The sequence below is a fragment of the Streptomyces rishiriensis genome, from assembly GCF_003112535.1.
GTDB lineage: Bacteria > Actinomycetota > Actinomycetes > Streptomycetales > Streptomycetaceae > Streptomyces > Streptomyces rishiriensis.
In genome coordinates, this window is sequence record NZ_BEWA01000005.1 from 517,291 (window position 1) to 542,748 (window position 25,458).

19 protein-coding genes and 1 pseudogene are annotated in these 25,458 nt (G+C 74.4%); 13 read left to right on the top strand and 7 right to left on the bottom strand.

The features are described 5' to 3' along the window. Positions 1 to 7: 7 nt before the first annotated feature. Positions 8 to 931, bottom strand: coding sequence for an ATP-binding cassette domain-containing protein (locus tag Sri02f_RS10915; protein ID WP_109001029.1), 924 nt, complete (start codon positions 929 to 931; stop codon positions 8 to 10). A gap of 109 nt (positions 932 to 1,040) precedes the next feature. Here Sri02f_RS10915 and Sri02f_RS10920 point away from each other — a divergent pair, with 109 nt between their 5' ends. The 3 genes from Sri02f_RS10920 to Sri02f_RS10930 all read left to right on the top strand — a co-directional run bounded on the left by Sri02f_RS10920 (position 1,041) and on the right by Sri02f_RS10930 (position 4,138). Next, positions 1,041 to 2,198, top strand: a complete 1,158-nt coding sequence (locus tag Sri02f_RS10920; protein ID WP_109000890.1) for a sensor histidine kinase — start codon at positions 1,041 to 1,043, stop codon at positions 2,196 to 2,198. A gap of 14 nt (positions 2,199 to 2,212) precedes the next feature. Next, entirely contained in the window at positions 2,213 to 2,881 is a 669-nt protein-coding gene (locus tag Sri02f_RS10925; protein ID WP_109000891.1) for a response regulator transcription factor, read from the top strand. Between the two features lie 99 nt (positions 2,882 to 2,980). Then, positions 2,981 to 4,138 carry an ROK family transcriptional regulator gene (locus Sri02f_RS10930; RefSeq protein ID WP_109001030.1) on the top strand — a complete coding sequence of 386 codons (1,158 nt, stop codon included), beginning with the start codon at positions 2,981 to 2,983 and terminating at the stop codon, positions 4,136 to 4,138. Positions 4,139 to 4,262: 124 nt separating this feature from the next. On the opposite strand, the gene Sri02f_RS10935 is transcribed toward Sri02f_RS10930, so the two are convergent. Next, entirely contained in the window at positions 4,263 to 5,024 is a 762-nt protein-coding gene (locus Sri02f_RS10935; RefSeq protein ID WP_109000892.1) for a GntR family transcriptional regulator, read from the bottom strand. A gap of 296 nt (positions 5,025 to 5,320) precedes the next feature. Between Sri02f_RS10935 and Sri02f_RS10940 the strand changes: the two genes are divergently transcribed. The 5 genes and pseudogenes from Sri02f_RS10940 to Sri02f_RS10965 all read left to right on the top strand — a co-directional run bounded on the left by Sri02f_RS10940 (position 5,321) and on the right by Sri02f_RS10965 (position 12,615). Then, positions 5,321 to 5,974, top strand: coding sequence for an NADPH-dependent F420 reductase (locus Sri02f_RS10940; protein WP_109000893.1), 654 nt, complete (start codon positions 5,321 to 5,323; stop codon positions 5,972 to 5,974). Positions 5,975 to 6,105: 131 nt separating this feature from the next. Further along, positions 6,106 to 6,936: an alpha/beta fold hydrolase gene (locus Sri02f_RS10945; protein WP_109000894.1), complete on the top strand. Its 831-nt coding sequence runs from the start codon at positions 6,106 to 6,108 to the stop codon at positions 6,934 to 6,936. A 926-nt stretch (positions 6,937 to 7,862) separates the two neighbouring features. After that, positions 7,863 to 9,309: pseudogene (gene pdxR, locus Sri02f_RS10955) on the top strand (MocR-like pyridoxine biosynthesis transcription factor PdxR). A 119-nt stretch (positions 9,310 to 9,428) separates the two neighbouring features. Further along, a complete protein-coding gene (locus Sri02f_RS10960) occupies positions 9,429 to 11,015 on the top strand; it encodes an alkaline phosphatase D family protein (RefSeq protein ID WP_109000895.1) in 1,587 nt (528 codons plus the stop codon). 181 nt (positions 11,016 to 11,196) lie between these two features. Next, positions 11,197 to 12,615: a GNAT family N-acetyltransferase gene (locus Sri02f_RS10965; protein WP_245970588.1), complete on the top strand. Its 1,419-nt coding sequence runs from the start codon at positions 11,197 to 11,199 to the stop codon at positions 12,613 to 12,615. 197 nt (positions 12,616 to 12,812) lie between these two features. On the opposite strand, the gene Sri02f_RS10970 is transcribed toward Sri02f_RS10965, so the two are convergent. Continuing rightward, positions 12,813 to 14,072 carry a trans-sulfuration enzyme family protein gene (locus Sri02f_RS10970; protein WP_109001032.1) on the bottom strand — a complete coding sequence of 420 codons (1,260 nt, stop codon included), beginning with the start codon at positions 14,070 to 14,072 and terminating at the stop codon, positions 12,813 to 12,815. Positions 14,073 to 14,132: 60 nt separating this feature from the next. Here Sri02f_RS10970 and Sri02f_RS10975 point away from each other — a divergent pair, with 60 nt between their 5' ends. From Sri02f_RS10975 to Sri02f_RS10985, 3 genes are all read left to right on the top strand, one after another. After that, on the top strand, positions 14,133 to 14,624 hold the full coding sequence (locus Sri02f_RS10975; protein WP_109000896.1) for an Lrp/AsnC family transcriptional regulator: 492 nt from the start codon (positions 14,133 to 14,135) through the stop codon (positions 14,622 to 14,624). A gap of 69 nt (positions 14,625 to 14,693) precedes the next feature. After that, the gene (locus Sri02f_RS10980; protein ID WP_109000897.1) at positions 14,694 to 16,385 is read left to right on the top strand and encodes a DUF885 domain-containing protein; all 1,692 of its coding nucleotides are present in this window, start codon (positions 14,694 to 14,696) and stop codon (positions 16,383 to 16,385) included. A gap of 73 nt (positions 16,386 to 16,458) precedes the next feature. Then, complete coding sequence (locus Sri02f_RS10985) at positions 16,459 to 17,253, top strand: ATP-grasp domain-containing protein (protein WP_109000898.1); 795 nt, start codon at positions 16,459 to 16,461, stop codon at positions 17,251 to 17,253. A gap of 31 nt (positions 17,254 to 17,284) precedes the next feature. On the opposite strand, the gene Sri02f_RS10990 is transcribed toward Sri02f_RS10985, so the two are convergent. Further along, positions 17,285 to 17,773, bottom strand: a complete 489-nt coding sequence (locus tag Sri02f_RS10990; RefSeq protein ID WP_109000899.1) for a rhodanese-like domain-containing protein — start codon at positions 17,771 to 17,773, stop codon at positions 17,285 to 17,287. Between the two features lie 123 nt (positions 17,774 to 17,896). Here Sri02f_RS10990 and Sri02f_RS10995 point away from each other — a divergent pair, with 123 nt between their 5' ends. Further along, on the top strand, positions 17,897 to 18,343 hold the full coding sequence (locus Sri02f_RS10995) for an Lrp/AsnC family transcriptional regulator (protein ID WP_109000900.1): 447 nt from the start codon (positions 17,897 to 17,899) through the stop codon (positions 18,341 to 18,343). Here Sri02f_RS10995 and Sri02f_RS11000 read toward each other — a convergent pair. The 3 genes from Sri02f_RS11000 to Sri02f_RS11010 form a co-directional block, all read right to left on the bottom strand. Further along, entirely contained in the window at positions 18,304 to 21,330 is a 3,027-nt protein-coding gene (locus Sri02f_RS11000; RefSeq protein ID WP_109000901.1) for an AAA family ATPase, read from the bottom strand. The two genes, Sri02f_RS10995 and Sri02f_RS11000, sit on opposite strands and share 40 nt — an antisense overlap. Then, positions 21,327 to 22,490, bottom strand: coding sequence for an exonuclease SbcCD subunit D (locus tag Sri02f_RS11005; RefSeq protein WP_109000902.1), 1,164 nt, complete (start codon positions 22,488 to 22,490; stop codon positions 21,327 to 21,329). The genes Sri02f_RS11000 and Sri02f_RS11005 overlap by 4 nt, the downstream gene beginning before the upstream one ends. Before the next feature lie 171 nt (positions 22,491 to 22,661). Further along, on the bottom strand, positions 22,662 to 23,288 hold the full coding sequence (locus Sri02f_RS11010) for a YigZ family protein (RefSeq protein ID WP_109000903.1): 627 nt from the start codon (positions 23,286 to 23,288) through the stop codon (positions 22,662 to 22,664). A 126-nt stretch (positions 23,289 to 23,414) separates the two neighbouring features. Here Sri02f_RS11010 and Sri02f_RS11015 point away from each other — a divergent pair, with 126 nt between their 5' ends. Further along, a complete protein-coding gene (locus Sri02f_RS11015) occupies positions 23,415 to 25,382 on the top strand; it encodes an APC family permease (protein WP_109000904.1) in 1,968 nt (655 codons plus the stop codon). Positions 25,383 to 25,458: the final 76 nt, after the last annotated feature.

Genomic DNA, 25,458 nt, shown 5'->3' on the forward strand with positions numbered 1-25,458 from the left:
CCCATGGTCAGACCTCCTCGTGCGGTCGGGACGCGAACTCGGCGTCGGCGGCGGTGAGCGCGAGGTAGGCCTGCTCGAGCGTGCCTTCCTGCGCGGAGAGTTCGAGCAGCGGGACACCCGCGGCGGAGACGAGCGGACCGATGTCGTCCACGCGCGTGTGGCGCACGGTCCAGTGCCCGTCGGGATGGTGCACCGGGTCGTGGCCGTGCCGGGCGAGGACGTTCTTCAGGGCGGTCGGGTCCGTCGTGCGGATGCGCACGCCCGGGTGCACCCGCGCGTCGATGAAGTCGCGCAGCGCCGTGTCGGCCAGCAGGCGGCCCCGGCCGAGGACGACGAGGTGGTCCGCGAACGACGCGGTCTCGTTCATCAGGTGGCTGGAGACCAGCACGGTGCGGCCCTCCCCGGCGAGCCGGCGCAGCAACCCCCGGATCCAGACGATGCCTTCGGGGTCGAGGCCGTTGGCCGGTTCGTCGAGCAGGACGACGGCGGGGTCGCCGAGCAGGGCGGCGGCGATGCCGAGCCGCTGGCGCATGCCGAGGGAGTACGTCCTCACCCGGCGTCGCGCGGCCGGGGCCAGTCCGGCCTCCTCCAGCACCTGGTCGACCCGCCGGACGGGCAGGCGGTTGCTCGCGGCGAGGGCGAGCAGGTGGTCGCGTCCCGTCCGGGAGCCGTGCGCGGCCTGCGCGTCGAGGAGGGCGCCGACGTGGCGGAGCGGGTCGGTGAGGGTGACGTAGGGGCGGCCGGCCAGGGTGGCGGCGCCGGAGGTCGGCCGGTCGAGGCCGAGGAGGAGACGCAAGGTGGTGGACTTGCCCGCGCCGTTGGGGCCGAGGAATCCGGTGACGCGGCCGGGCAGGACCTGGAAGGTGATCCGGTCCACGGCCCGCCGGGGGCCGTACTCCTTGGTGAGTTCGTGGACGTCGATGCTGGTCATGGCGACCACCCTGGCCGTCGGCCCGGGGCGCGGGCCTCCCCCGCGCGGGGAGTTCCTCTCCCCCGCCCGGGGGAGGCCCGTTGTCGGTGGCTCCTGCCACCATGTCCGCATGGGGCGCCTGCTGAGCCCGCTGCTGCGGGGGAAGACGTACACACGACTGCTGCACCTGTGGGTGCCGATGCTGGTCGTGAGCGTCTGGATGTTCATCGACCCCCGGCGTCCGTGGGTGCCCGCCCTCGCGCTGATCCCGGTCGGGCTCGTCCCGGCGGTGCGCAGGGGCGAGGGAGTCCAGGCGCAGCTGCTGCTCACGCCCGACGAGCAGGAGCCGGGATTCTCCGTGGTCGCGTCGGCGACCTGGCGGGACCGGCTCCGCACGGTGCTGTGGCTGGAAGCGCGCATGGCACTCGGTGCGGTGACCATGTTCGGGTGCGTCTGGCTGCCGATCGCCACGGTCGAGCTGGTCCGGAGCGCACGCGGCGGTGTGGGCTCCGGCATCCCGGGCCTCCCCCAGGTGGGGGCGCACTGGTGGTCAGCCCTCCTGGCGCCGCTTCCCGTGCTCGTCCTGGGCGTACTGGTCGTCGCGCTGGGCGAGTTGACGACCGCCGTCGCGCGGCGGCTCCTGGGCCCGTCGGCCGCGGAGCGGCTCGCCGCCCTGGAGGCGCGCACCGAGCAGCTCCTGGAGCGCAACCGGATCGCCCGGGAGCTGCATGACTCGATCGGTCACGCGCTCACCGTGGCGGTGGTGCAGGCGGGGGCGGCCCGGGCGGCGGGCGACCCGGTCTTCACCGACCGGGCGCTCGGGGCGATCGAAGAGACCGGCCGGGCCGCCCTGGAGGACCTGGAGCGGGTGCTCGGCGTGCTGCGGGAGGCCGAGCGGCCGTCGGGCAGCCGGCCGACGCTCGCGGAGGCCGGCCGGCTGCTGCAGTCGGCGCGCGCGTCGGGCGCGGAGATCGACGCCGAGGTGACGGGCCCTCTGGAGAACGTGCCGGGGCCGGTGTCACGCGAGGGTTACCGCATCCTCCAGGAGTCGCTGACGAACGTGCTGCGGCACGCGGGAGCCGTTCCGGTCCGGGTGCGCGTCGGGGTCCACGACGACGTCCTCAGCCTGGAGGTGCGCAACCGGCTTCTCTCCGGTCGTGTGCCCGGCCCCGGGCGGGGCAGCGGGCTGCGGGGGATACGGGAGCGTGCGGCCCTGCTTGGCGGACGGGCCTCGACCGGGCCGGACGCAGGCGACTGGCAGGTACACGCAGAGTTGCCGCTGAATTGATCTACGCTGGGCGGATGCCGGTGACCGTGCTCCTCGTCGACGACGAACCCCTGGTCCGCGCGGGCCTGCGGGCGGTTCTCGAAGCGCAGTCCGACATCGAGGTGGTCGGAGAGGCGGCGGACGGGGCGGCGGTGATCCCGCTGGTGCGGCGGTTGCGGCCCGACGTCGTCGCCATGGACGTGCGCATGCCTTTGATGGACGGCATCGAGGCCACCCGCGCGGTGCTGCGCACGGTGGACCGCCCGCCGAAGATCCTGGTCGTGACGACCTTCGAGAACGACGAGTACGTGTACGAGGCGCTGCGTGCGGGCGCGGACGGATTCCTGCTGAAGCGGGCCCGGCCCGCCGAGATCGTGCACGCGGTGCGCCTGGTCGCCGAGGGCGATTCGCTGCTCTTCCCCGCCTCGGTGCGGCGACTGGCCGCCGAGCACGGCGGCGGGGACGGCGCCGCGAGCCGGGCGGCGCGGGACGCGCTGGAGCGGGCCCGGCTGACCGGCCGGGAGGCGGAGGTGCTGCGGCTGATGGCGCGGGGGCTGTCCAACGCGGAGATCGCCGCCCGGCTCTTCGTGGGCGCGGAGACCGTGAAATCGCATGTGAGCGCGGTGCTGGCGAAGCTGGGGGCGCGGGACCGCACCCAGGCGGTGATCACGGCGTACGAGGCGGGATTCGTGGCCCCGGGTTGAGCGGTGCGTGACGGGTTCGGTACGAAGCGGGCACTCGCCCGGGTCCTCCCCGCCGAGTACGATCCGCCCCAACACGGGCTCGAGCTGGAAGGACGCACCTTGGGGCGGTTGACGGGCGGGGATCCCTCGCTGCTGCGAAGGATCAATTCCGCGGTCGTGCTGCACGCGCTGCGTGCGGCGGACTGCGCGACGCTCACGGAGATCACCCGCGTGACGGGCCTGTCCCGGCCGACCGTGGAGGGAGTCGTCGAGGACCTCATCGGAGCGGGGCTCGTCGTCGAGAAGGCGGCCGACGAGAGCGTCGCCCGACGGCAGGGGCGGCCCGCGCGGCGGTTCAGGTTCCGGGCCGAGGCCGGGCATCTGCTGGGCCTGGAGATCGGCTCGCACCGGGTGGCCGCGCTGCTGGCCGACCTGGACGGGCGGGTGCTGGGCGCACAGTCCAGGGAGGTGGACGAGTCGGCGCCGGCGGACGAGCGGCTGGAGCGACTGCGGGGCGCGGTGGCGGAGCTGCTGCGCCGGGCCGGCGTCCCGCGCAGTTCGCTGCGGGCGGTGGGGGTCGGCACGCCGGGGATCGTCGAGGCGGACGGCACGGTGCGGCTGGGCACCGCGCTGCCGGAGTGGACGGGACTGCGGCTGGGCGAGCGGCTGAGCCGCTCCTTCAAGTGCCCGGTCCTGGTGGAGAACGACGCCAACGCGGCGGCCGTGGCCGAGCACTGGAAGGGCGCCGCCACCGAGTCCGACGACGTCGTCTTCGTGCTGGCCGGGCTGAGTCCGGGCGCGGGCTCGCTGATCGGCGGTCGCCTGCACCGGGGGTACGGCGGGGCGGCCGGGGAGATCGGCGCCCTGCACCTGCTGGGGCGTGAGGTGACTCCGGAGACGCTGCTGTCGACCACGGACGAGCCGCTGCATCCGCTGGACGAGCAGGCGGTCGCGGAGGTGTTCGCACAGGCCCGGAAGGGCAACCAGCGGGCCCGGGCCGCGGTGGACCGGTTCATCCAGCGGCTCGTCCACGATGTGGCCGCGCTGGTGCTGGCCCTCGACCCGGAGCTGGTCGTGGTCGGCGGCTGGGCGGCGGGCCTGGACGGTGTGCTGGAGCCGTTGCGGGACGAGTTGGCGCGCTACTGTCTGCGGCCGCCGAGGGTGGCCCTGTCGCTGCTCGGTGAGGCGGCGGTGGCGACGGGGGCGCTGCGGCTGGCCCTCGACCATGTGGAGGAGGAGCTGTTCGCGGTGGAGGGCACGGTCACGGCGCGGCGGTGAGCACGGTCACCGGGGGAACGCGTCGCGCCCCGGAGGAGTTCCGGGGCGCGGTGCGGGACGTCCGCCGGCGGCGGGGGCGCCGTTCAGGGAGCCCGCCCGTCGCGACCGGGCACGGGCGGTGCGTTCAGGAGGCCCGCCGCTGCGGGCCGTGGTGTATCTCCACGCCGCCCGACGCGCCGAACGTCAGCCGGCAGGTGTCCGCGCGGTAGGTCGCGACGGAGAGCGCCGCCGTGCGGCCCTCGGCGAAGAAGCGGGTGGTGACCACGAGGACGGGCGCTCCGGGGAGCCGGTCGAGTTCCCTGGCGTCGTCCGCGCGGGCCGAGCCGAGCTCCACCGCGCGGTCCTGCCCCTGCAGTTCGAGGCGCTCCAGCGCGCCGAGCACCGCACGCGCGCGTGCCGCGTCGGAGGGAGCGTCGACACCGGTCGCCTCGGGCACCGACGTCAGGGGGACGTAGAGCAGTTCCGCGGCGACGGGCTGACCGTCCGAGACGCGTGAGCGGCGCACGATGTGCACGGCCTGGTCGCGCGCGGTCTCCAGGGCGGTGGCGACGGCCGCGGGCGCAGGGGCGAGGGTGCTGTCGACGGGCTGCCAGGCGTCGTCTCCCGTGCCGGGCCACAGCTGCTGCTCGGTGCCGACGGCCACGCCCATCCGCGGCGGCGCCACGGTGGTGCCGACACCGCGGCGGCGCTGCAGCCTGCCTTCCAGTTCGAGCTGCTCCAGCGCCTGGCGCAGCGTCGCGCGGGCCACGCCGAAGCGGGCGGCCAGCTCGCGCTCGTTGGGCAGGATCTCCCCCACGGTGAACTCGGAGTCGAGCGCTTCGCTGAGCACCGTCCTCAGATGCCAGTACTTCGGTTCCGGTACCGATTCCAGTTGCGTGGTCCCCACCCTGTCCTCCGCAATCGCCGTGGTCGGCAGTGTTTTTTCGCGCCCTTGTTTATTAAAGGTTGTTGCACTTATCTGCGACCATAGGACGCCCCCCACCCTTGGTCAAGACCAATCCTCGAACCCTGTCGGCCCCAAGGGGCTCCTGGGGGAAAGCGTTTACGGGATGGTGGCGCGGGGGTGCTCCCGTGACACTCCGGCAACGCTCCCGCCGTCAAGGCGGCCCGAGCCGCCCCGCGCGAATTACGGTGGCGCCAGGTCCGGCGCTCCGACCGGTCCGAGGACACGGGAGGTCGGCTGTGCGGTACGGGGTGCTGGGTACGGGCGAGGTCGGGCGCACGCTGGGCGGCGAGCTGGTGCGCCTGGGGCACTCGGTGGTCCTCGGTTCGCGCACGAAGGACAATCCGGCGGCTCTGGAATGGGCGCGACGGGCGGGGGCCGGGGCGAGCACGGGGACGTTCGCGGAGGCGGCGGCGGCCTCCGAGGTGATCGTGAACGCCGTGACCGGGCGGGCGTCCGTGGCGGCGCTCCAGGCGGCCGGGGCGGCCCACCTCGACGGCAAGATCGTGCTGGACGTCTCCAACCCGCTGGCCTTCGAGGACGGCGAGGCGCGGTTGTCGCCGGTGGAGTCGGACAGCGTGGGCGAGCAGATCCAGCGGGCGTTTCCGCGGGCGCGCGTGGTGAAGTCCCTCAACACCGTCAACTCCCAGGTGATGGTGGACCCCGCGCGGGTGCCGGGCGAGCACCAGGTCTTCGTGTGCGGGGACGACGAGGACGCCAAGAGCCGGGTCACGGCGCTGCTCGGGGAGTTCGGCTGGCCCGCCGACCGGGTGATCGATCTGGGCGGGATCAGGGCGGCGCGGAGCGTGGAGATGTGGCTGCCTCTGTGGCTCGACCTCATGCGCCGTTTCGGTCATGCCGATTTCAACCTGGAGCTGCGCAGGGCTCGTTGAGCCGGACGGACACGGCGGGAGGGCAGGGCGCGGGCGGGCCGGGAGTTCACTCGGCCGGGGGCTACCCGCCGGTAGTAATTGCTGACAAGCTGTCTACGGCGTCCACCGGCCAGTTCAGACGAGGAGCTCCCATGTCCGCCACCGTCTCCTTCACGGTCCCCTCCCCCAGCGGCCCGCTGCCGGTCACCGTGTCCTACCGGCGCGCGGGCGAGGGCGAGCCGCTGCTCCTGCTGCACGGCATCGGCCACCACCGGCAGGCCTGGGACCCGGTGGTGGACATCCTGGCCGCCGAACGCGACGTGATCGCGGTGGACCTGCCGGGCTTCGGCGCGTCCCCCGCCCTGCCGGACGGCCTCGCCTACGACCTGCCCTCGACGGCCGCCGTGTTCGGGTCCTTCTGCGAGGCCATGGAGCTGGACCGCCCTCACGTGGCGGGCAACTCCCTGGGCGGCCTGCTCGCCCTGGAGCTCGGGCGCGAGAAGCTGGTGCGGACCGTCACCGCGCTGTCCCCGGCCGGGTTCTGGTCCGAGGCGGAGCGGCGCTACGCCTTCGGCGTTCTCACCACCATGCGGGGTATCTCCCGCCGGCTGCCGCTGCCCCTGGTCGAGAAGCTGGCGAGCACGGCGGCCGGCCGCACCGCCCTGACCAGCACCATCTACGCCCGCCCGGCCCGCCGTTCACCCGAGGCCGTGGTCGCCGAGACGCTGGCCCTGGCCCAGGCCACCGGGTTCGACCAGACCCTGAAGGCCGGCATCACGGTCCAGTTCACCGACGACCTGCCCGGCCTGCCGGTCACCGTCGGCTGGGGCACCCGCGACTGGCTGCTGGTGCGCCGCCAGGGCGTCCGCGTCAAGCAGATCATCCCGGCCGCGCGCCTGGTGCGGCTCCCCGGCTGCGGCCACTGCCCGATGAACGACGACCCCGCGCTCGTCGCCCGCGTGATCCTCGACGGCAGCCGCTGAGGCCGCGGCACGGTTCAGCGCCCCCGCTCCCAGGGCGACCCCGGCCCCGACGAGGGCGCTGCCGGCGGCCTGGGCGGGACCGTAGGAGCCCGTTCCCACGAGCGGCGCGGTGCAGGCGGCCGCGACGGGAATGAGGCCGGAGAAGAGCGTGGCCCGCTCCGCGCCGATCCGCTGCATGCCCATGTACCAGGACACGAAGCCGACGACGGTGACGACCGCCGCCTGCCACAGCAGCGCGGCGGCCTCCGCGCCGTCGGGCCGGCGCAGCCACCCGCCGCCGGCCGACAGCAGGCCGATCGCCGCGGACTCGGCGGCGGCGAGGCCGCACACCGTGGCGGAGAGCAGCCGCGGGCCGAGCGGCGGCAGGACGGGCACGGCCAGCACGGCGAAGCCGACCTCCCCGGCCAGCGCACAGACCGACCAGGCGACGCCCGCGCCGTCCGCCCGGCCCCACCCCTGCACGGTGAACGCCCCGACGGCGACCAGCGAGGCTCCGTACAGCACCGCGCGCCGGGGCCGCCGTCCCTCGACGAGCGGGACCACGACCGCCACCACGACGGGCGCGCAGCCCACGAGGACGCCGGGGACGGCGGGTTCCGCGGAGCGCTCGGCGGCCAGTACGGCCAGGTTGAAGCCGACCATCCCGACCGCCGCGAGCAGCGCCAGACGCGCCCACCGGCGCCAGGTCAGCGCGCGCAGCCGGGCTTTGGCGCCGGTCCCCGCCAGGGGGACGAGCAGCAGACAGGCCAGGCCGTAGCGCAGGGCCTGGCCGCCGGCGTACGGGTAGGAGCCGAGGACGCTGTTGGCGGTGAAGGATCCGCCGACGAGGACGCAGGCGAACGCGCAGAGCAGGGATCCGCGCAGGACGGTGGGGTTCATGACAGCGACGCCAGGAGCGGCGGCAGCCCGGTTTAAGGTCCACTTCCATGACGTCATCGGGGACCGATCCTGAGCGGCCGTCCGCCTCGGCGGCCTGGGAGGTGCTGCTGCCGGCGGCCGCCGCTCCGCCGCGCGCGCGGGGCCGCGCGCTGCAGGCCGCGCTGCGCGACGCGGTGCGCTCGGGGCGGCTCGCGCGGGGCGCCCGGCTGCCGTCGAGCCGGGACCTGGCCGCCGATCTGGGGGTGTCGCGCGGGCTGGTGACGGAGGCGTACGAGCAGCTGACGGCCGAGGGCTATCTGCGCAGCGGCCGTGGCGCCGGGACCTGGGTGGGCGGCGCCGCGCGGGCGGCCCGGCCACCCGCGCGCGACCTCGCTCCCCGCCCGCCGGGCGCCCGGGCCGACTTCGTGCCGGGGACGCCGGACCTCTCGCTGTTCCCGCGCGCGGCCTGGGCGGCGGCGCAGCGGGGGGTGCTCGCCGAGCTGCCCCACCACGAGCTCGGCTACCCCGATCCGCGCGGGCTGCCCCGTTTACGCACCGCGCTCGCCGACCTCCTCGCCCGCCGCCGGGGCGTGGTCGCCGGACCCGGAGCGCCTCGTGATCGTCTCCGGCGTGGCCCAGGCGACGGCGCTGCTCGCTCTCGCGCTGCACGCGCGCGGGACGGACGCCGTGGGCGTCGAGGACCCCGGGAGCCCCCAGCACGGCGCCCTCTACGCGGCGGCCGGCGTCACGGCCGTCCCGCTGCCCCTGGACGACGAGGGGACCGACCTTGCGGCGCTGCGGTCGTCCGGCGTACGGGCCGTGACGACCACGCCGGCCCACCAGTTCCCCACCGGCATCGCGTACTCCGCGCGACGGCGCGCCGAACTGCTGGACTGGGCGCGGTCCGTGGACGGCTTCGTGATCGAGGACGACTACGACGGCGACTTCCGCTACGACCGCGCTCCCGTGGGCGCGCTCCAGGGCCTGGACCCGGAACGCGTGGCCTACGCCGGGTCGGTCAGCAAGTCCCTCGCGCCGGGGCTGCGGCTCGGCTGGCTGCTCGTCCCCGAGGCGCTGGCCGAGGAGGTCGTCGAGCGCAAGCGGACGAGCGACCTCGGCCATGCCGTCCTCGACCAGGCGCTGTTCGCCCGGTTCGTGGAGCGCGGCGACTACGACCGCCAGCTGCGCCGCTGCCAGCGCGCCTACCGCGAGCGGCGTGACGCCCTCGTGGCGGCCCTGCGGGAGCACTTCCCCGGTGCGCGGGTGTCGGGGATCGCCGCCGGGCTCCACGTCATCGCCGAACTCCCGCTCCGGTACGGGCCGCAGCGGCGCTTTCTGGAGCGGGTGGCCGCGGCCGGCGTCGACGTGCGCGCGCTGGCCGCGTACGCACACGCGCGTGCCGGACGAGAGGAGGGCGAAGAGGGGACACCACGTCTCGTGCTCGGCTACGCGCAGCTGTCGCCCGCGCGCATCCGGGACGGCGTACGGCTGATGAGGGAGGCCGCCGGAGTGTGACGGCCGCGCACTCGGGCGGACGCGCGGCGGTTGTTCACCTGTGGTTTCCGCGCCCGCTGCGGCGCACCAGTAGTTGTGGCTGTGCACACCGGCCGGTTCCCGCCCCTGGAGGCCCTTCCATGTCCCACCGTCCGTTCCCCGGGCGCCGCGGCGTCCTGCGCGGCTCGCTCGCCGCGTCCGCGGCCCTGACCCTGCCCGCCGCCCTCGGCGCGGCCCCCGCCTTCGCACTGTCCGGGCGTCCCAAGGCGGGATGGGGCGTCCAGGCCGGGGACGTGACCTGCGACTCCGGACTGGTGTGGGTGCGCTCCGACCGCCCGGCCCGGATGATCGTCGAGACCTCGGCCACCGAGTCCTTCCGCGGCGCCCGCCGTTGGCAGGGACCGCTGCTCGGCGCCGGCACGGACTTCACCGGCACGACCCGTCTGCACGGCCTGCCGGCCGGTGAGCAGATCCACTACCGGGTGCTGCTCGCCGACCCGGACGACCCGCACCGCACCGGCGAGCCGGTGGCCGGGACCTTCCGCACCACGCCCCTCGGACGCCGGCGCGGGGTGCGCTTCCTGTGGTCCGGGGACCTCGCCGGCCAGGGCTGGGGCATCAACCCCGAGTTGGGCGGCTACCGCATCTACGACGCGATGGCGAAGCTCGACCCCGACTTCTTCCTCTGCAGCGGCGACAACATCTACGCCGACGGCCCGATCACGGCGACCCAGGCGCTGCCCGACGGCAGCCTGTGGCGCAACGTCGTCACCGAGGAGAAGGCGAAGGTCGCCGAGACCCTCGCGGAGTTCCGCGGCAACTTCCGCTACAACCTGCTCGACGACAACCTGCGCAGGTTCAACGCCCAGGTGCCGTCCGTCATCCAGTGGGACGACCACGAGGTCCGCAACAACTGGTACCCGGGCGAGGTGATCGCCGACTCCGACGCCCGTTACACGGAGAAGAGCGTCGACGTGCTCGCGGGGCGCGCCCGGCGGGCGTTCAGCGAGTACTTCCCGATCTCCACCCTGCGTCCGGGCGCCAAGGAGGGCCGCGTCCACCGGGTCGTGCGCCACGGCCCGCTGCTGGACGTGTTCGTGCTGGACATGCGCACGTACCGCAACGCCAACTCGCCGGACGACCAGCGGACGGATCCGCAGGGCATCCTGGGCGCCGAGCAGTTGGAGTGGCTGAAGCGGGAGCTGTCGCGTTCGCGCGCGGTGTGGAAGGTGATCGCCGCCGACATGCCGCTCGGGCTGGTCGTGCCGGACGCCACCGAGGGCAGGCCGAACTTCGAGGCCGTCGCGCAGGGCGACCCGGGCGTCCCGCTGGGCCGTGAGCTGCAGATCGCCGAACTGCTGCGGTACGTCAAGCACCGGCGGATCACCGGCACCGTGTGGCTGACGGCGGACGTCCACCACACCTCGGCGCAGCACTACCAGCCCTCACGGGCCGCGTTCACCGACTTCGAGCCGTTCTGGGAGTTCGTCTCCGGTCCGCTCAACGCGGGCGCCTTCCCGGCCAGCGCGCTGGACGGCACCTTCGGTCCGGAGCGGGTGTTCGTGAAGGCGCCGACCGCGGCGAACGTGTCGCCCGCCGGCGGCTACCAGTTCTTCGGCGAGGTCGACATCGACGGCGACAGTGGCGAGTTGACGGTGCGGCTGCGTGAGCAGGACGGGACCGTGCTGTTCACCAAGGTGCTCCAGCCGGGACGGGTCGGGCAGTAGTCCGGCGTCCCGTACCCTCGGCACAGCGCCGCGCACCGGCGTCAATCCCCGGTGCGCGGCGCTGTCGTGCCGCCGGGCGGGTAACGTCGTAGAAGGATTAACAAAGCGGGCATTCGTAGCCTTTACCCATCAGTCACAAGCCGTTCGTGATCACGCAACACGGTTCCTCCACAGTGGCTGCATGACTCGAGACATCCCTGACGTGACGCGCGCGAAGAACGGCCGTCCGGTGCACCACTGGCGGCGGGACGTGGTGGAGCTCGCCGCGCTGTTCACGGCCGTCGCGGTGGCCGACGGCGTGGCGAACCTGGTGGGGCACGGACCCGACGGCCCGGTGCTGCTCGGCGTCTCCGCGGCCCTGCTGGTCGCCACGGCCGGGTTCCACACCTGGTGGGCACGGCGCCACGGTCACGCGCCGCCCGCCGGGGATACCGACGCCCGGCCGCCCTCCGAGGAGCCGCAGGCCGGGCCGTCGGAGCTGCCCTCGGGGGCGGACGAAGGCAGCGCCCTGTGGCGGATGCGGACGACGGTGAAGGACGCCCCCGGATCACTGGCCGCGCTCTGCGCCGCGCTCGCCGCTCACCGGGTGGACATCCTGAGCCTGCAGACGCATCCGCTGGGCGAGGACACGGTGGACGAGTTCCTGCTGCGGGCCCCGGGCGCCCTCGCGGCCGGCGAGATCAGCCGGGCCGTCTCCCTCGCGGGCGGCAACGGCACCTGGATCGAGCGCGCCGACGCCCACGATCTGGTGGACGCGCCCACCCGGGTCCTCGGCCTGGCCACCCGCACCGCGCTGGACGCGGCCGAACTCCCCCTGACCCTACGGCAGTTGCTCGGCCGGTGCACGATCCGTTCACTGCCCGCCGCGTCCGACGTCAGGGGCCGTGGGCCGCAGAGCGTGCCCGTGGAGGGCGCGCTGGAGGACACCGTGATGCGGCTGCGGGCGCCGGAAGGCGGAGTGATCACCGTGGAGCGGCCCCATCTGCCCTTCACACCGACCGAGTTCGCCCGCGCGCGGGCGCTGGTGGAGCTCGACGCCCGGCTCGGACCGCGCATCCCGCGCGGACAGGACATGCTGACGCTGCCCGAGGGCGGCGACATCACCGTGCGCCGGGCCGACACCGGCGATCTGGAAGCGGCGAAGGCGATGCACGACCGGTGCTCGGCGCGCACGCTCGGGATGCGCTACCACGGGCCGGTCCGCGACGCGGACCGCTACCTCAACCACCTGCTCAGCCCGCGCTTCGGCCGGACCCTCGCCGTGCAGACGGCGTCCGGCCGCATCGTCGGCCTCGGCCATCTGCTCTGGGACGGCGACGAGACCGAGGTCGCGTTGCTGGTCGAGGACCAGTGGCAGCGGCGCGGGATCGGCGCCGAGCTGCTCGGCCGGCTGGTGGCGATGGCCGTCGAGGCGAGGTGCGAGAGCGTGTACGCCGTGACGCAGGCCTCCAACACCGGCATGGTCGCCGCCATGCGCGGCCTCGGCCTCCCGCTCGACTACCAGATCGAGGAGGGCACCCTGGTCATCACCGCCCGCCTGGAGCCCGCCGGGGCGCAGCCGGTGTCCGGGCGCCACGACGAACGCGTCACGCGCGACTGAGCGAACGAACCGGCTGAGCCGGCCGAGACAGCTGAGCTAGCTGAGACAGCTGAGACAGCTGAGACGACGGTGGCGGGCACGGTGACCGGCGGAGGCCAGGAGGGCCCGGCGATGCGACATCGCCGGGCCCTCCCTCCTGGCTACCTCCGCCCCCCGTCCCCGCGCTCCTCCGCCCTTCCGACACCCGCTCCCCGCGGTCAGACGGAGGCGGTTCCGCGCACCGGCGAGGGAATCGTCGCCGCGGAAACGGGCTCGGCGGCACCCGCGCCCGCGTTCGCGTCGGTCGCCGTGCCGAGCGCCTCTCGCAGGTCCCGCCACAGGTCCTCGACGTCCTCGAGCCCGACCGACAGCCGCAGCAGCCGGTCGCTCACCCCCGCGCCCCTGCGTTCCCCCGCGTCCACGATGCGGTGGCTGATGGACGCCGGGTGCTGGATGAGCGAGTCGACGCTGCCGAGGCTGACGGCCGGGGTGATCAGGCGGACGCCCGCGATCACCTCGTGCGGATCGCCGTGCACCTCGAAGGCGATCATCGCGCCGCCGATGCGCGGATAGTGGACCCGCGCGACCCGGGGGTCCGCGGTCAGCCGACGGGCCAGTTCGGCGGCCGTCGCGGAGGCGGCGCGCACCCGCACCGGCAGCGTCGACAGGCCGCGCAGCAGCAGGTAGCCGGCCAGCGGATGAAGCACGCCGCCGGTGGCGAAACGTATCTGCCGCAGCACCCCGGCGAACTCCTCGTCGCAGGCGACCACGCCGCCCAGCACGTCCCCGTGGCCGCCGAGGTACTTGGTGGCGCTGTGCAGGACGAGCCGCGCGCCCTGCTCGACGGGGCGTTGCAGCACGGGCGTGGCGAAGGTGTTGTCGGCGAGCAGCGGGACCGAGCCGCAGGCGTGCGCGACGGCCCGCAGGTCGACCTCGGCGAGCGTCGGGTTGGCCGGCGTCTCGACCATGACCAGCCCGGTGTCCGGGCGCAGCGCGTCCGCGATCCCGGCGGGATCGGTCCAGGTGACCTCCGAACCGAGCAGTCCCGCGGTCAGCAGATGGTCGCTGCAGCCGTAGAGGGGACGCACGGCGACCACGTGCCGCAGCCCCGTCGAGGCGCGCGCCAGCAGCACCGCGGTGAGCGCCGCCATGCCGCTGGCGAACGCGACCGCGCTCTCGGCGCCTTCCAGACGGGCCAGCGCCGTCTCGAACCGGGCCACCGTCGGATTGCCCAGCCGGCCGTAGACGGGCGGTCCGTCCGGCTCCGCGCCGGTCGCGGCGAACGCGTCGATGCGGGCCGCCTCGGCGCGGCTGTCGTACGAGGGGTAGGTGGTGGACAGGTCGATCGGCGGGGCGTGCAGGCCCTGGCGGGCCAGATCGTCCCGGCCCGCGTGCACGGCCTCGGTGGCCAGTGCGCGGGGCGCTCCAGACGTGCGTACGCCGTCGTACGCGTGCGTGCTCGCAGCGGATGAGTCCATGGACCGCAGGGTGAACATCGCACGGGCTCTGTGGCACGAGCGCCGTGCTACGTTCGGCCGATGGCCGAATCCGTCGTACTGGACCCGGTCGATCTCCAGTTGCTGCGGCTGCTGCAGAACGACGCCCGGACCACCTACCGCGACCTCGCCGCGCAGGTCGGGGTCGCGCCCTCGACGTGCCTGGACCGGGTGACGCGGCTGCGCCGCAGCGGGGTGATCCTCGGGCATCAGCTGCGGCTCGATCCGGCCAAGCTGGGGCGCGGTCTGCAGGCGCTGCTGTCCGTGCAGGTCAGGCCGCATCGCCGGGAGCTGGTGGGGCCGTTCGTGGAGCGGATCCGGGCGCTGCCGGAGGCTCTGACGGTCTTCCATCTCACCGGGCCCGACGACTATCTGGTCCATGTCGCCGTCGCGGACATGGCCGATCTGCAGCGGCTCGTCCTCGACGAGTTCACGTCGCGGCGGGAGGTGGCCCGTGTCGAGACCCGGCTGATATTCCAGCAGTGGGACTGCGGTCCGCTGCTGCCGTCCACGGCCCCCGGACCGACGCCGTGAGGTGCGCCGCCGACGGCTTCAGGACAAACGCCGTGACGTGCGCCGCCGGCCCGTACGAGGATGGGGCGCATGTCACAGACCAGCAACCCGCTGCCCCGCGAGGTCGCCGACGCGTATGTCGACGACCTCATCGCCCTCGACCCGGTGACCGGCACCTACCTCGGCGTGCAGGAGAGTTCCAGCCGTCTGCCCGACTACTCGCCCAGGGGGCAGGAGGCGCTCGCGCGGCTCGCGCGGGACACCCTGACGGATCTCGACGAGGCGGAGCGCAGGCCCGGCGCGGACAGTGACATCGAGCGCCGGTGCGCCCGCCTGCTGCGGGAGCGCCTGACCGCGGAACTCGCGGTGCACGAGGCCGACGAGGGGCTGCGCGCCGTCGGCAACATGTCCACGCCGGCGCACCACGTGCGCGAGGTGTTCACGGTGACGCCCACGCAGACCGACGAGGACTGGGCGGCGATCGCCGAACGGCTGCGCGCGGTGCCCGCGGCGCTCGCGGGTTACCGGGAGTCCCTGGCGCTCGGCCTGGAGCGCAAGCTGTACGCGGCGCCGCGGCCGACCGCCACGTTCGTCGAGCAGCTCACCCAGTGGTCGGACCCGGACGACGAGGGCCGCCCCTGGTTCGAGGGCTTCGTGGCGCCGGGCCCCGACGCACGTCGATCGGAACTCGACGAGGCGGCGCGGGCCGCCACCGCGGCAATCGTGGAGCTGCGGGACTGGCTGCGCGACGTGTACGCGCCGACCGCCGGGGGCGCGCCGGACACCGTGGGCCGGGAGCGGTACGCCCGCTGGGCGCGCTTCTACAACGGCACCGACCTCGACCTGGACGAGGCGTACGCGTACGGCTGGGCGGAGTACCACCGGCTGCTCGGCGAGATGGAGAAGGAGGCCGAGAAGATCCTGCCGGGAGCCCGGACGCCCTGGGTGGCGCTGGCGCACCTCGACGAGCACGGCCGGCACATCGAGGGCGTCGACGAGGTCCGGGACTGGCTGCAGGGCCTGATGGACCGGGCGATCGAGTCGCTCGACGGCACCCACTTCGAACTCGCCGAGCGGGTACGGAAGGTGGAGTCGAAGATCGCCCCGGCGGGCAGTGCGGCCGCCCCCTACTACACGGGTCCCTCGGAGGACTTCTCCCGGCCGGGCCGCACCTGGCTGCCGACGATGGGCGAGACCCGCTTCCCCGTGTACGACCTCGTCTCCACCTGGTACCACGAGGGCGTCCCCGGCCACCACCTCCAGCTGGCGCAGTGGGCGCACGTCGCCGGTGACCTCTCCCGCTACCAGGCCACCGTCGGCATCGTCAGCGCCAACGCCGAGGGCTGGGCGCTGTACGCGGAGCGCCTGATGGACGAGCTCGGCTTCCTCACGGACGCCGAGCAGCGGCTGGGCTACCTGGACGCGCAGATGATGCGCGCGGTGCGGGTCATCGTCGACATCGGCATGCACCTGGAGCTGGAGATCCCGGCCGGCTCGCCGTTCCACCCGGGTGAGCGCTGGACCCCGGAGCTGGCCCAGGAGTTCTTCGGCGGGCACAGCAGCCGTCCGGCGGACTTCGTCGAGAGCGAGCTGACCCGCTATCTGTCCATCCCCGGTCAGGCGATCGGCTACAAGCTCGGCGAACGGGCCTGGCTGCTGGGCCGGGAGAAGGCCCGCGAGCGCCATGGCGACGCCTTCGACCTCAAGTCCTGGCACATGGCGGCCCTTTCGCAGGGTTCGCTGGGCCTCGACGACCTGGTGGACGAACTCGCCCGGCTCTGACCGGCTGCGGTCCGGCCCGCTGGGCGGCGGAAATCCGCTGTCCCGCGGGCCGTCCGTGCGCCACGCTCCTCCCATGAGCACCTTGCGAACCCTGTTCCTCTCCCCGCGCGTCACCGCGACGGGCCACGCCCTCGCGGGCGCGGCGCGGCGGCGCGGGGCGCGCGTGGAGACGCTGCGCGACTGGCGGGTGCCACCGCAGTGGCGCGCGGCCCCGGCCGCCTCGCTCTACTCCGGGCCCCTGTTCGCGGACGCCGTCGCGCGGGAGCTGGGCCTCGGCCTGCTGGAGGCGCCGCAGGACTGGCTGGCCCGGCTGCCGTACGAACTCACCCTGCGCAAGGTCGAGTTCACCACGATCGCGCAGGCCCGTGCGCTGCGCCGGCCCGCGTTCGTGAAGCCGCCGAACGACAAGAGCTTCCCGGCCCGGGTGTACCGGGACGGCAGCGGGCTGCCCGGGTCGGACGCGGTCGACGGCACGGAACCGGTGCTGGTCAGCGACATCGTGACGTTCGCCGCCGAGTACCGGCTGTTCGTGCGGGACGGCGAGGTGCGCACCGGCAGCCGTTACGCGACCGGGGGCGACCTGGACGTCGTCCCGCTGGAGCGGGACGCGCGGCGCTCCGAGGTGCTCGCCTTCGCCGAGCGGCTGGCCGGGACGGGACTGCCGAGCGCGGTCGTCGTGGACGTCGGGCTGATCGAGGAAGCCGGGTGGGCCGTCGTGGAGGCCAACGCGGCCTGGGCGAGCGGTCATTACGCGTGCGACGCGGACACCGCGCTGGACGTCGTCCTGCACGCGGCACGCCCCGAGGGCGAGTTCGGAACGGCGGACCGCCGCTTCCTGCGGCACACCCCGGCGGTGGTGCGGGACTGACGGAGCGGCCCGGCCCGCGGCGGGCCCGCGGTCAGCAGCCGCAGTCGGCCGCGTCAGCGGGGGCCGTGAGCGGGTCGGCGTCGCGCCGCTCACGGCCCTGCCAGGTCTCGTAGGCGAAGCCCTCCCGCGCCCAGTACTCGAAGCCGCCGAGCATCTCCTTGACCCGGTAGCCCAGTTCGGCGAGCGCGAGGGCGGCCCGGGTGGCCCCGTTGCAGCCCGGGCCCCAGCAGTACGTCACCACCGGGACGCCCTTGTCGAGGAGCTGTGCCGCCTGCTCGGGGATGAGCGCGGTGGGCAGGTGCACGGCGCCCGGGACGTGCCCTTGGTCCCACGCCTCGGTGGAGCGCGAGTCCAGGACGACGAAACCGGGGTCGCCGCCGGCCGCCAGGGCCGCGGCCACGTCGGAGACGTCGGCGTGAAAGGCGAGGCTCGCCCGGAAGTGGGCCGCGGCCCGGGCGGGGGACGCGGGGGCGACGCGCAGGACGGGGTTCACTTCGGTCACGCTGTGGGCGGCGGTCATCGCGGGGCCTCTCCCTGATGGTGGTCGACGACCAGAAATCTACGGCCGACGACGATCCGCCTGAAGGGGCGTTCCACGGCGTGAGCCTTGCCGGACCGGGGATTTCCCTGCTACTCATCGGGGATGACCGTGTATTCCCCGGACGCCACCGACTGGCGCATTCTCGAGGTCCTCCAACGCGAGGGGCGGGCCAGTTTCGCCGATCTTGCGCGTGCCGTGGCGATGTCGGCGAGCGCCGTCACCGAGCGGGTGCGACGGCTGGAGGAGGCGGGCGTCATCCAGGGGTACGCGGCCGTCGTGGACCCCGAGCGGCTGGGGCTGCCGATCCTGGCGTTCGTGCGGCTGCGCTATCCCAACGGGAACTACAAGCCGTTCCACGACCTGGTGGCCGTCACGCCCGAGATCCTGGAGGCGCACCATGTGACGGGCGACGACTGCTTCGTGATCAAGGTCACGGCCCGGTCGATGCGCCACCTGGAGGAGGTGTCAGGAAAGATCGGCGCGCTCGGATCGGTCACCACCAGCGTGGTCTACTCCTCGCCGCTCCCCCGCCGCCCGCTCGGCCGGTAGCCGCGCAGCCGCACCGTGGACCCCGACCGGCCCTTGACGACCTCCAGCTGGGCGTGGATGCGGCGCCGCAGGTCGCCCACATGGCTGACGATGCCGACGCTGCGGTCACGTTCGCGCAGGGAGTCCAGGACGTCGAGGACCTCGTCGAGCGTCTGGTCGTCGAGGCTGCCGAACCCCTCGTCGATGAAGAGGGTGTCGAGCCGGACGCCGCCGGCCTCGTCGGTGACGACGTCGGCGAGGCCGAGGGCCAGCGCGAGCGAGGCGAAGAAGGTCTCGCCCCCCGAGAGCGTGGCCGTGTCCCGCTCGCGGCCGGTCCAGGCGTCGACGACGTGCAGCCCGAGCCCGCTGCGGCCGCGGCCGGCGCGGTCGTCGGAGTGGACCAGCGTGTAACGCCCGGACGACATGCGTTGCAGCCGGGCGGTCGCGGCGGCGGCCACCTGTTCGAGGCGGGCGGCCAGGACGTACGCCTCCAGGCGCATCTTGCGCTCGTTGTCGGCGGAGGTGCCCGCGGTGAGGCCGGCCAGGCGGGCCACCCGGTCGTACTCCTCGCGCAGCGGGGCGAGCCGGCGAACACCGCTCTCCGCGCGCGCGGAGAGCTCGTCGAGTTGGGCGCAGCGGCGGCCCGCCGCGTCCTGCGCGGAGGCGGCCGCGCGCAGCCGTTCGGCCGCCTCGGCGGCGGCGCGTTCGGCGGTCGCGAGGTCCGCGGGAGGCTGCCCGGCCGCGGCCACGGTGTCGGGTTCGGCGAGGGCGGCCCGTACGGCGGCCTCCTCCGACTGCCAGGCGTCCAGGCGTCGTTGCAGCTCGCGGTGGGCGGTGTCGTCGAGGAGGGCGTCGGCTGCGGCCTGGGGGGTGTCGAAGCCGGCCCGGAACGCGGCTTCGTCCAGGCGCCCGTCGGCGGCCTTGAGGCGCTCGGCGCTCTCCTCGGCGGCGCGGGCGGTCTCGGCCGCCTCGGTGAGCAGCGCCGCCCGGCGCTCCAGCTGGGCGGCCCGCGCGGAGACGCTGTCCGCCGTTCCCCGGGCGTGCGTCAACTCCTCCTCCAGGGTGAGCCGTTCGCGCTCCAGGCGCTCGCGGTGGCCCACCCGGGCGGCGACCCTGACGGCGGCCTCACGCTGCGCTTGCGTCCGGCGCTCGTGCTCCTGCTCGGCCTGGCGCAGTTCCTCGCGCGCGGGGTGCAGCGCCGAGGCCTCCCGGCGGGCCTGGGCGTAGGTCTGCTCCGCCTCCAGCGCCTCGGCGGCCAGGCGGTCCGTCGGGGCGTCGCCCGCCTCGGCCGTGGCGGCGGCGAGCGCCTCCCTCAGGAGACCGTGGGCGCGCTCCTCCCCGGCCTGACGTTCCTCGGCGTGCTGGTAGGCGACGAGCGCCTGCTCCTCGGCCTCGCGGTCGACGTGCCCGGCGACCTTGCGGGCGGGCGCGGGGTGCTCGGTGGCGCCGCAGACCGTGCAGGGTTCGCCCTCGGCGAGGGTGGCGGCCAGTTCGGCGGCGATGCCGTTCAGGCGCTGTTCCCTGACGTCGAGCCAGTGCTCGCGGGCCGACTGCGTGCGTTCGCGCGCGGCGAGGGCGGTGCGCCGGGCGGCCTCCAGGTCGTCGGTCAGCGCGTCGCGCCGCCGGGCGGCCTCCAGACGGCGCTGTGCGGGCTCACGCCGGCCGTCGAGCTGCTCGGCGCGGGTGGCTGCCTCCTGGGCGCCTTCGACACGGGCCCGCAGTTCGGTGCGGACGGCGTCCCAGCCCGCGAGCCAGGCCTCGGCCTCGGTCAGGATGTCCTCGTCGTCGCGTTCGCGCCGGTCCAGGTCGGCCCGCTCGACGGCGAGGTCGGCCAGCCGTCGCTCGCCCCGGCGGGCGGACTCCAGACCGCCCAGCTCCTCGGCGGCCCGGCGTGCGGCGGCGGCGAGCCCGGCGGCCCCGGAGTCGGCGAACCGCTCCGGGAGCAAGGCACGCGCGCGGGCCGCGCGGGCGGCCGCCCCCTCGTGCTCGGCCTCGGCGGCCTCGCGCAGCTCCAGCGCCGGCGCCACCGCCTCCGCCTTGCGCGCCCGCTCCATGCGCGCCTGCGCCTCCCGGTGGGCGCCGGCCCGCTCCTGCAGCGCCGCGGCCCGCTCCCGCGCCTCGGCGAACCGCCGCTGCAGCCGGTCGCGTTCACGGACCTCGGCCAGCGCCCGCTCGGCCGCGGCCTGCGCGGACTCGGCGGCGAGACGGCCGCAGTGCGCGGTCGTCAGCAGCTCGCGCGCGGTGCTGCGGGCGACGGCGGCCGCGCCCAGCACCGCCTCGGCCAGGCCGGGCTCCCCCGGGGCGAGCTCGGGCAGCTCCATGGCGTCCCCGGCCGCCTGCTGCATCCGGTGCGCGTCGGCGAGCAGCGCGGAGTCGCCCTCGCGCACGCGTGCCTCGGTGACGCGCCGGCGTTCGGCGAGGCGCTTCTCGACCTCGGCGAACCGCCGGGTGTCGAAGAGGCGGCCCAGCAGCCGGCCCCGCGCCTCGGCGTCGGCGCGCAGGAAGCGGGCGAAGTCGCCCTGGGGCAGCAGCACGACCTGGCAGAACTGCTCGCGGCTCATGCCGAGCAGCTGGGTGATCTCCTCGCCGATCTCCTGGTGGGAGCGGCTGAGGTCCTTCCAGGCGCCCGCGGTCGTGTCGTACTCGCGCAGCAGGCTCTGGGCCTTGTCGACCGTGGTGCCTGGCCTCTTCCCCTTCTTGGGCCGCTCCCAGGGCGGCTGCCGGGTGATCTCCAACCGGCGTCCCGCGACGGTGAGTTCGAGGGTGACCTCGGTGCGCGTGCCGGGAGCGGCGTGGTCGCTGCGCAGGGTCGCGCCCTGGCCGCTCTGGCGGGCGCCCGGCACGGAGCCGTAGAGGGCGTAGCACACGGCGTCCAGGACCGAGGTCTTGCCCGCGCCCGTCGGCCCGTGCAGCAGGAAGAGGCCGGCGGCGGAGAGTTCGTCGAAGTCGACGCTCTGGGCGCCGCCGAAGGGGCCGAAGGCCGTCAGGTCGAGCCGGTGCAGCCTCACCGCGCCACCTCCCCCACCATGTCGTCCGCGCGGACCGCGTCGAAGGCGTCGCGCAGCACGCCCCGCTCGCGGGCGTCGGGCGCCGCTCCGCGCACATGCGCCACGAAGTCCTCGGCGATCTCCTGGTCGCTGCGGTCGGCGAGGCGGCGGGCGTAGGACACGTCGGGGTCGTCGGGCGCGCGCTCGGGAGCGAAGACGAGGCTCAGGGTGTGCGGGAAGCGCTCGGCGAGCCGGGCCATGGGGTCGGCGGGGCGGACGGCGTCGGTGAGCGTGGCCTCGACCCACGCCTGCTCGTGGCGGACGAGCGCGGGGTCGGCGAGCAGTTCCCCCAGCGTTCCCCGGATGCGGGCGAGCGGGCGGGGCACCGGGCAGTCGACGCGCTCGGCGGCGATCTCCCCGCCCGCTCCGAGATCGACCAGCCACATGGTCTTGCGGTGCCCGCTCTCGGAGAACGAGTAGGGCAGCGGGGAGCCCGAGTAGCGCACCCGCTCGGTGATGGTCTGGCAGCCGTGGAGATGACCGAGCGCCGTGTAGTCGACGCCGGCGAAGACTCCGGCCGGCACGGAGGCGACCCCGCCCACGGTGATGTCGCGTTCGCTGTCGCTGGGCTCGCCGCCGGTGACGAAGGCATGGGCGAGGACGACGGAGCGCGTTCCCCGCGCGCGTGCGGCGAGGTCGGCGCGGACCCGGTCCATCGCGGCGGCGAGCACGGCCTCGTGGGCGGCCTTGTCCACGCCGAACTCGTCCTTCACCAGGGCGGGTTCGAGATAGGGCAGGCCGTAGAAGGCGACCTCGCCGAAGCCGTCCCGCAGGATGACCGGAGTGCCGGCCGCCGCCGGATCCGTCCGCAGGTGGATGCCCGCGCGCCCGATGAGGCCGGCGCCCACGCCGAGCCGGCGGGCCGAGTCGTGGTTGCCGGAGATCATCACCGTGGGCACGCCGAGGTCGGCCAGCCGGTGCAGGGCGTCGTCGAAGAGCTCGACCGCGGCGAGCGGCGGCACCGCGCGGTCGTACACGTCCCCCGACACGACCACCGCGTCGACCGCGCGCTCACGCACGGTCGCGACGAGGTGACCGATGAACTCGGCCTGGGCGCCGAGCATGTTCACCCGGTGGAACGCCCGGCCCAGATGCCAGTCGGAAGTGTGCAGGAGCCTCATGATCCCCGAGACTAACGGCCGGGTCCGACAGCAAGGGCGGTTACTCCCGTATCGCACCGTCATGACAGCCGAAATAAAGGAGCTTTACGGACATTTCCCCTCAGGCGTTCGCCCAACGCGTCGTACCTCACACGTCCGCGGCCTGCGGCTCACCCGTCCCACCCGGGCCGCTCACACGTCCCCGTACGCCTCGTCGCCCAGTGCGAAGCCGGCCGTCCCCGCCGTCGCGTCCGCCAGCCAGGCACGGAAGGCGTCCACCTCGGCGTCCGGCAGACCGATCTCGATGGCGACCGCCTCGCCGTAGCGGACGTCGCGCACCTGGCGTCCGGTCGCGAGCAGGTCGTTGTGCACCTTGCCGGCCCGCTGGTGGTCGACGGTCACCGTGGCCAGCCGGAAGCGGCGGCGGGTGAGGACGCCGAGGGAGTCGATCGCCTCGCCGACCGCGCCGCCGTACGCCCGGATCAGGCCCCCCGCGCCGAGCTTGACGCCGCCGTAGTAGCGGGTGACGACGGCGACGACGTATCGCATGTCGCGGCGCAGCAGCATCTGGAGCATCGGGACGCCCGCGGTGCCGCCCGGCTCGCCGTCGTCGCTCGCCTTCTGCACGGCGGCGTCCGCGCCGATGACGTACGCCCAGCAGTTGTGGGTGGCGTCGGCGTGCTCCTTGCGGACGGAGGCGAGGAAGTCCTGCGCCTCCCGCTCGGTGGCCGCCGGGGCGAGGGCGCACAGGAAGCGGGACCGGTTGACCTCGGTCTCGTGCACGCCCGCGCGGGCGACGGTGCGGTACTCGTCCTGCATCCGGTCAGCCTATGCGGTGATCGGACGGCCGACTCGCCCACGGCCCGGGTGCGGGCCACGACGTGCGGGGTATCCAACGGTGGTGACCATGACCATGGCCCCGACCGACCGCAGGGAGCACGCAGCATGACCGGCACGCGGGCAGAGGAGACCGGCGCGGGTTCGACGTCCGCCCGGTGGCGCGCCTGGCTCCTGGAGGGACTGAGCGAGCAGACGGCCCGCCATCCGGGCCCGCACGCCACCCCGCGCGCGGAGCAGGAGGGTCATCGCTGGTGGCGGGTGATGTGCCTCACCGGAGTCGACTACTTCTCCACGCTCGGCTACCAGCCCGGCATCGCCGCCCTCGCCGCCGGGCTGCTCTCCCCGCTCGCGACGCTGGTGCTGATCGCGCTGACGCTGCTCGGCGCGCTGCCGGTGTACCGCCGGGTGGCGCACGAGAGCCCGCACGGCGAGGGCTCCATCGCCATGCTGGAGCGGCTGCTGCCCTGGTGGTCGGGGAAGATCCTGGTGCTGGTGCTGCTGGGCTTCGCGGCCACCGACTTCATGATCACGATCACCCTGTCCTCCGCGGACGCCGCCGCGCACGTCGTGGAGAACCCGTTCGCGCCGCACTGGATGTCCGACGGCAACGAGTGGATCACCCTGGTGCTGGTCGGCGCGCTGGGCGCGGTGTTCCTCAAGGGCTTCCGGGAGGCCATCGGCATCGCGGTGCCGCTGGTGGCGGTCTATCTCGCGCTCAACGTGGTGGTGCTGGGCGTCTCCGCCTGGGAGATCCTCACCCACCCGGTGCGGATCGCCGACTGGACCGACGCCGCGAGCGCCGAGCACTCCTCCCCGTGGATCATGATCGGGGTGGCCCTGCTGGTCTTCCCGAAGCTGGCGCTCGGGATGTCCGGCTTCGAGACCGGGGTGGCGGTGATGCCCCAGGTCAAGGGCGATCCGACGGACACCTACGAGAAGCCCGCGGGACGGGTGCGCGACACCCGCAAGCTGCTCACCACGGCCGCGCTGATCATGAGCTGCTTTCTGCTGCTGTCCAGTCTCGCGACGACGATCCTCATCCCGCAGCAGGACTTCAAGAGCGGCGGGCCCGCGAACGGGCGGGCGCTCGCCTACCTCGCGCACGAGCACCTGGGCGAGGCCTTCGGCACCGTCTACGACGTCTCCACGATCGCCATCCTGTGGTTCGCGGGCGCCTCGGCCCTAGCCGGGCTGCTCAACCTCGTCCCGCGCTACCTCCCCCGTTACGGCATGGCCCCCGAATGGACGCGCGCGGTACGGCCGCTGGTCATGGTGTTCATGGCGGCCGCCGTCTTCATCACCCTGTGGTTCAACGCGAACGTCGACGACCAGAGCGGCGCCTACGCGACGGGCGTGCTGGTGCTGATGCTGTCGGCGGCGTTCGCTTCCACCGTGGCGGTGCACCGCCACGGCCGGTTGCGGGCCACGCTCGGCTTCGGCGCGATCACGGCGGTCTTCGCGTACACCCTCGTCACGAACGTCATCGAACGGCCCGACGGCATCAAGATCGCGGCGATCTTCATCTTCGCCATCCTGGTCACGTCGTTCGGGTCACGGGTGGGCCGGGCCTTCGAGCTGCGCGCGGCCGAGGTGACGCTGGACGAGACCGCGGCCCGGTTCGCGGACGAGGCCGCGCGGCACGGGCCCGTACAGCTCATCGCGAACGAACCGCAGGAACACAGCACGCGCGCGTACCGCGCCAAGGAGGGGGAGCAGCGCGCGCACACGCCGATCCCCGGTGCGGGCCGGCCGCTGTTCCTGGAGGTGTTCGTACGGGACTCCTCCGACTTCACCGCGGACATCGACGTGCGCGGCGACGAGAAGCACGGGGTGCGCCGGCTGCGGGTGTCCGGTCCCACGGTCCCCAACAGCATCGCCGCGGTGCTGCTGGCGCTGCGCGACCGCACGGGCCGGGTCCCGCACGCGTACTTCAGCTGGACCGAGGGCAATCCGGTGAGCCATCTGATCCGCTTCCTCGTCTTCGGCGACGGCGAGGTCGCCCCCGTCACCCGCGAGGTGCTGCGCCGCGCGGAGCCGGACCCCGACCGGCGACCGCGCGTGCACGTCGGCTAGAGGGCCTGTCGTTCGGATCAGGTCGCAGGGCATCTGCGGGGTCTGTCGATGCCGGCAACCGACGACAACGCCGCAG

Excerpts from the sequence above, each read along its gene's own strand:
- Sri02f_RS10915 (WP_109001029.1), bottom strand. The coding sequence starts at position 931 with ATGACCAGCATCGACGTCCACGAACTCACCAAGGAGTACGGCCCCCGG.
- Sri02f_RS10920 (WP_109000890.1), top strand. The coding sequence starts at position 1,041 with ATGGGGCGCCTGCTGAGCCCGCTGCTGCGGGGGAAGACGTACACACGA.
- Sri02f_RS10925 (WP_109000891.1), top strand. The coding sequence starts at position 2,213 with ATGCCGGTGACCGTGCTCCTCGTCGACGACGAACCCCTGGTCCGCGCG.
- Sri02f_RS10945 (WP_109000894.1), top strand. The coding sequence starts at position 6,106 with ATGTCCGCCACCGTCTCCTTCACGGTCCCCTCCCCCAGCGGCCCGCTG.
- Sri02f_RS10960 (WP_109000895.1), top strand. The coding sequence starts at position 9,429 with ATGTCCCACCGTCCGTTCCCCGGGCGCCGCGGCGTCCTGCGCGGCTCG.
- Sri02f_RS10965 (WP_245970588.1), top strand. The coding sequence starts at position 11,197 with ATGACTCGAGACATCCCTGACGTGACGCGCGCGAAGAACGGCCGTCCG.
- Sri02f_RS10970 (WP_109001032.1), bottom strand. The coding sequence starts at position 14,072 with ATGGACTCATCCGCTGCGAGCACGCACGCGTACGACGGCGTACGCACG.
- Sri02f_RS10975 (WP_109000896.1), top strand. The coding sequence starts at position 14,133 with ATGGCCGAATCCGTCGTACTGGACCCGGTCGATCTCCAGTTGCTGCGG.
- Sri02f_RS10980 (WP_109000897.1), top strand. The coding sequence starts at position 14,694 with ATGTCACAGACCAGCAACCCGCTGCCCCGCGAGGTCGCCGACGCGTAT.
- Sri02f_RS10985 (WP_109000898.1), top strand. The coding sequence starts at position 16,459 with ATGAGCACCTTGCGAACCCTGTTCCTCTCCCCGCGCGTCACCGCGACG.
- Sri02f_RS10990 (WP_109000899.1), bottom strand. The coding sequence starts at position 17,773 with ATGACCGCCGCCCACAGCGTGACCGAAGTGAACCCCGTCCTGCGCGTC.
- Sri02f_RS10995 (WP_109000900.1), top strand. The coding sequence starts at position 17,897 with ATGACCGTGTATTCCCCGGACGCCACCGACTGGCGCATTCTCGAGGTC.
- Sri02f_RS11005 (WP_109000902.1), bottom strand. The coding sequence starts at position 22,490 with ATGAGGCTCCTGCACACTTCCGACTGGCATCTGGGCCGGGCGTTCCAC.
- Sri02f_RS11010 (WP_109000903.1), bottom strand. The coding sequence starts at position 23,288 with ATGCAGGACGAGTACCGCACCGTCGCCCGCGCGGGCGTGCACGAGACC.
- Sri02f_RS11015 (WP_109000904.1), top strand. The coding sequence starts at position 23,415 with ATGACCGGCACGCGGGCAGAGGAGACCGGCGCGGGTTCGACGTCCGCC.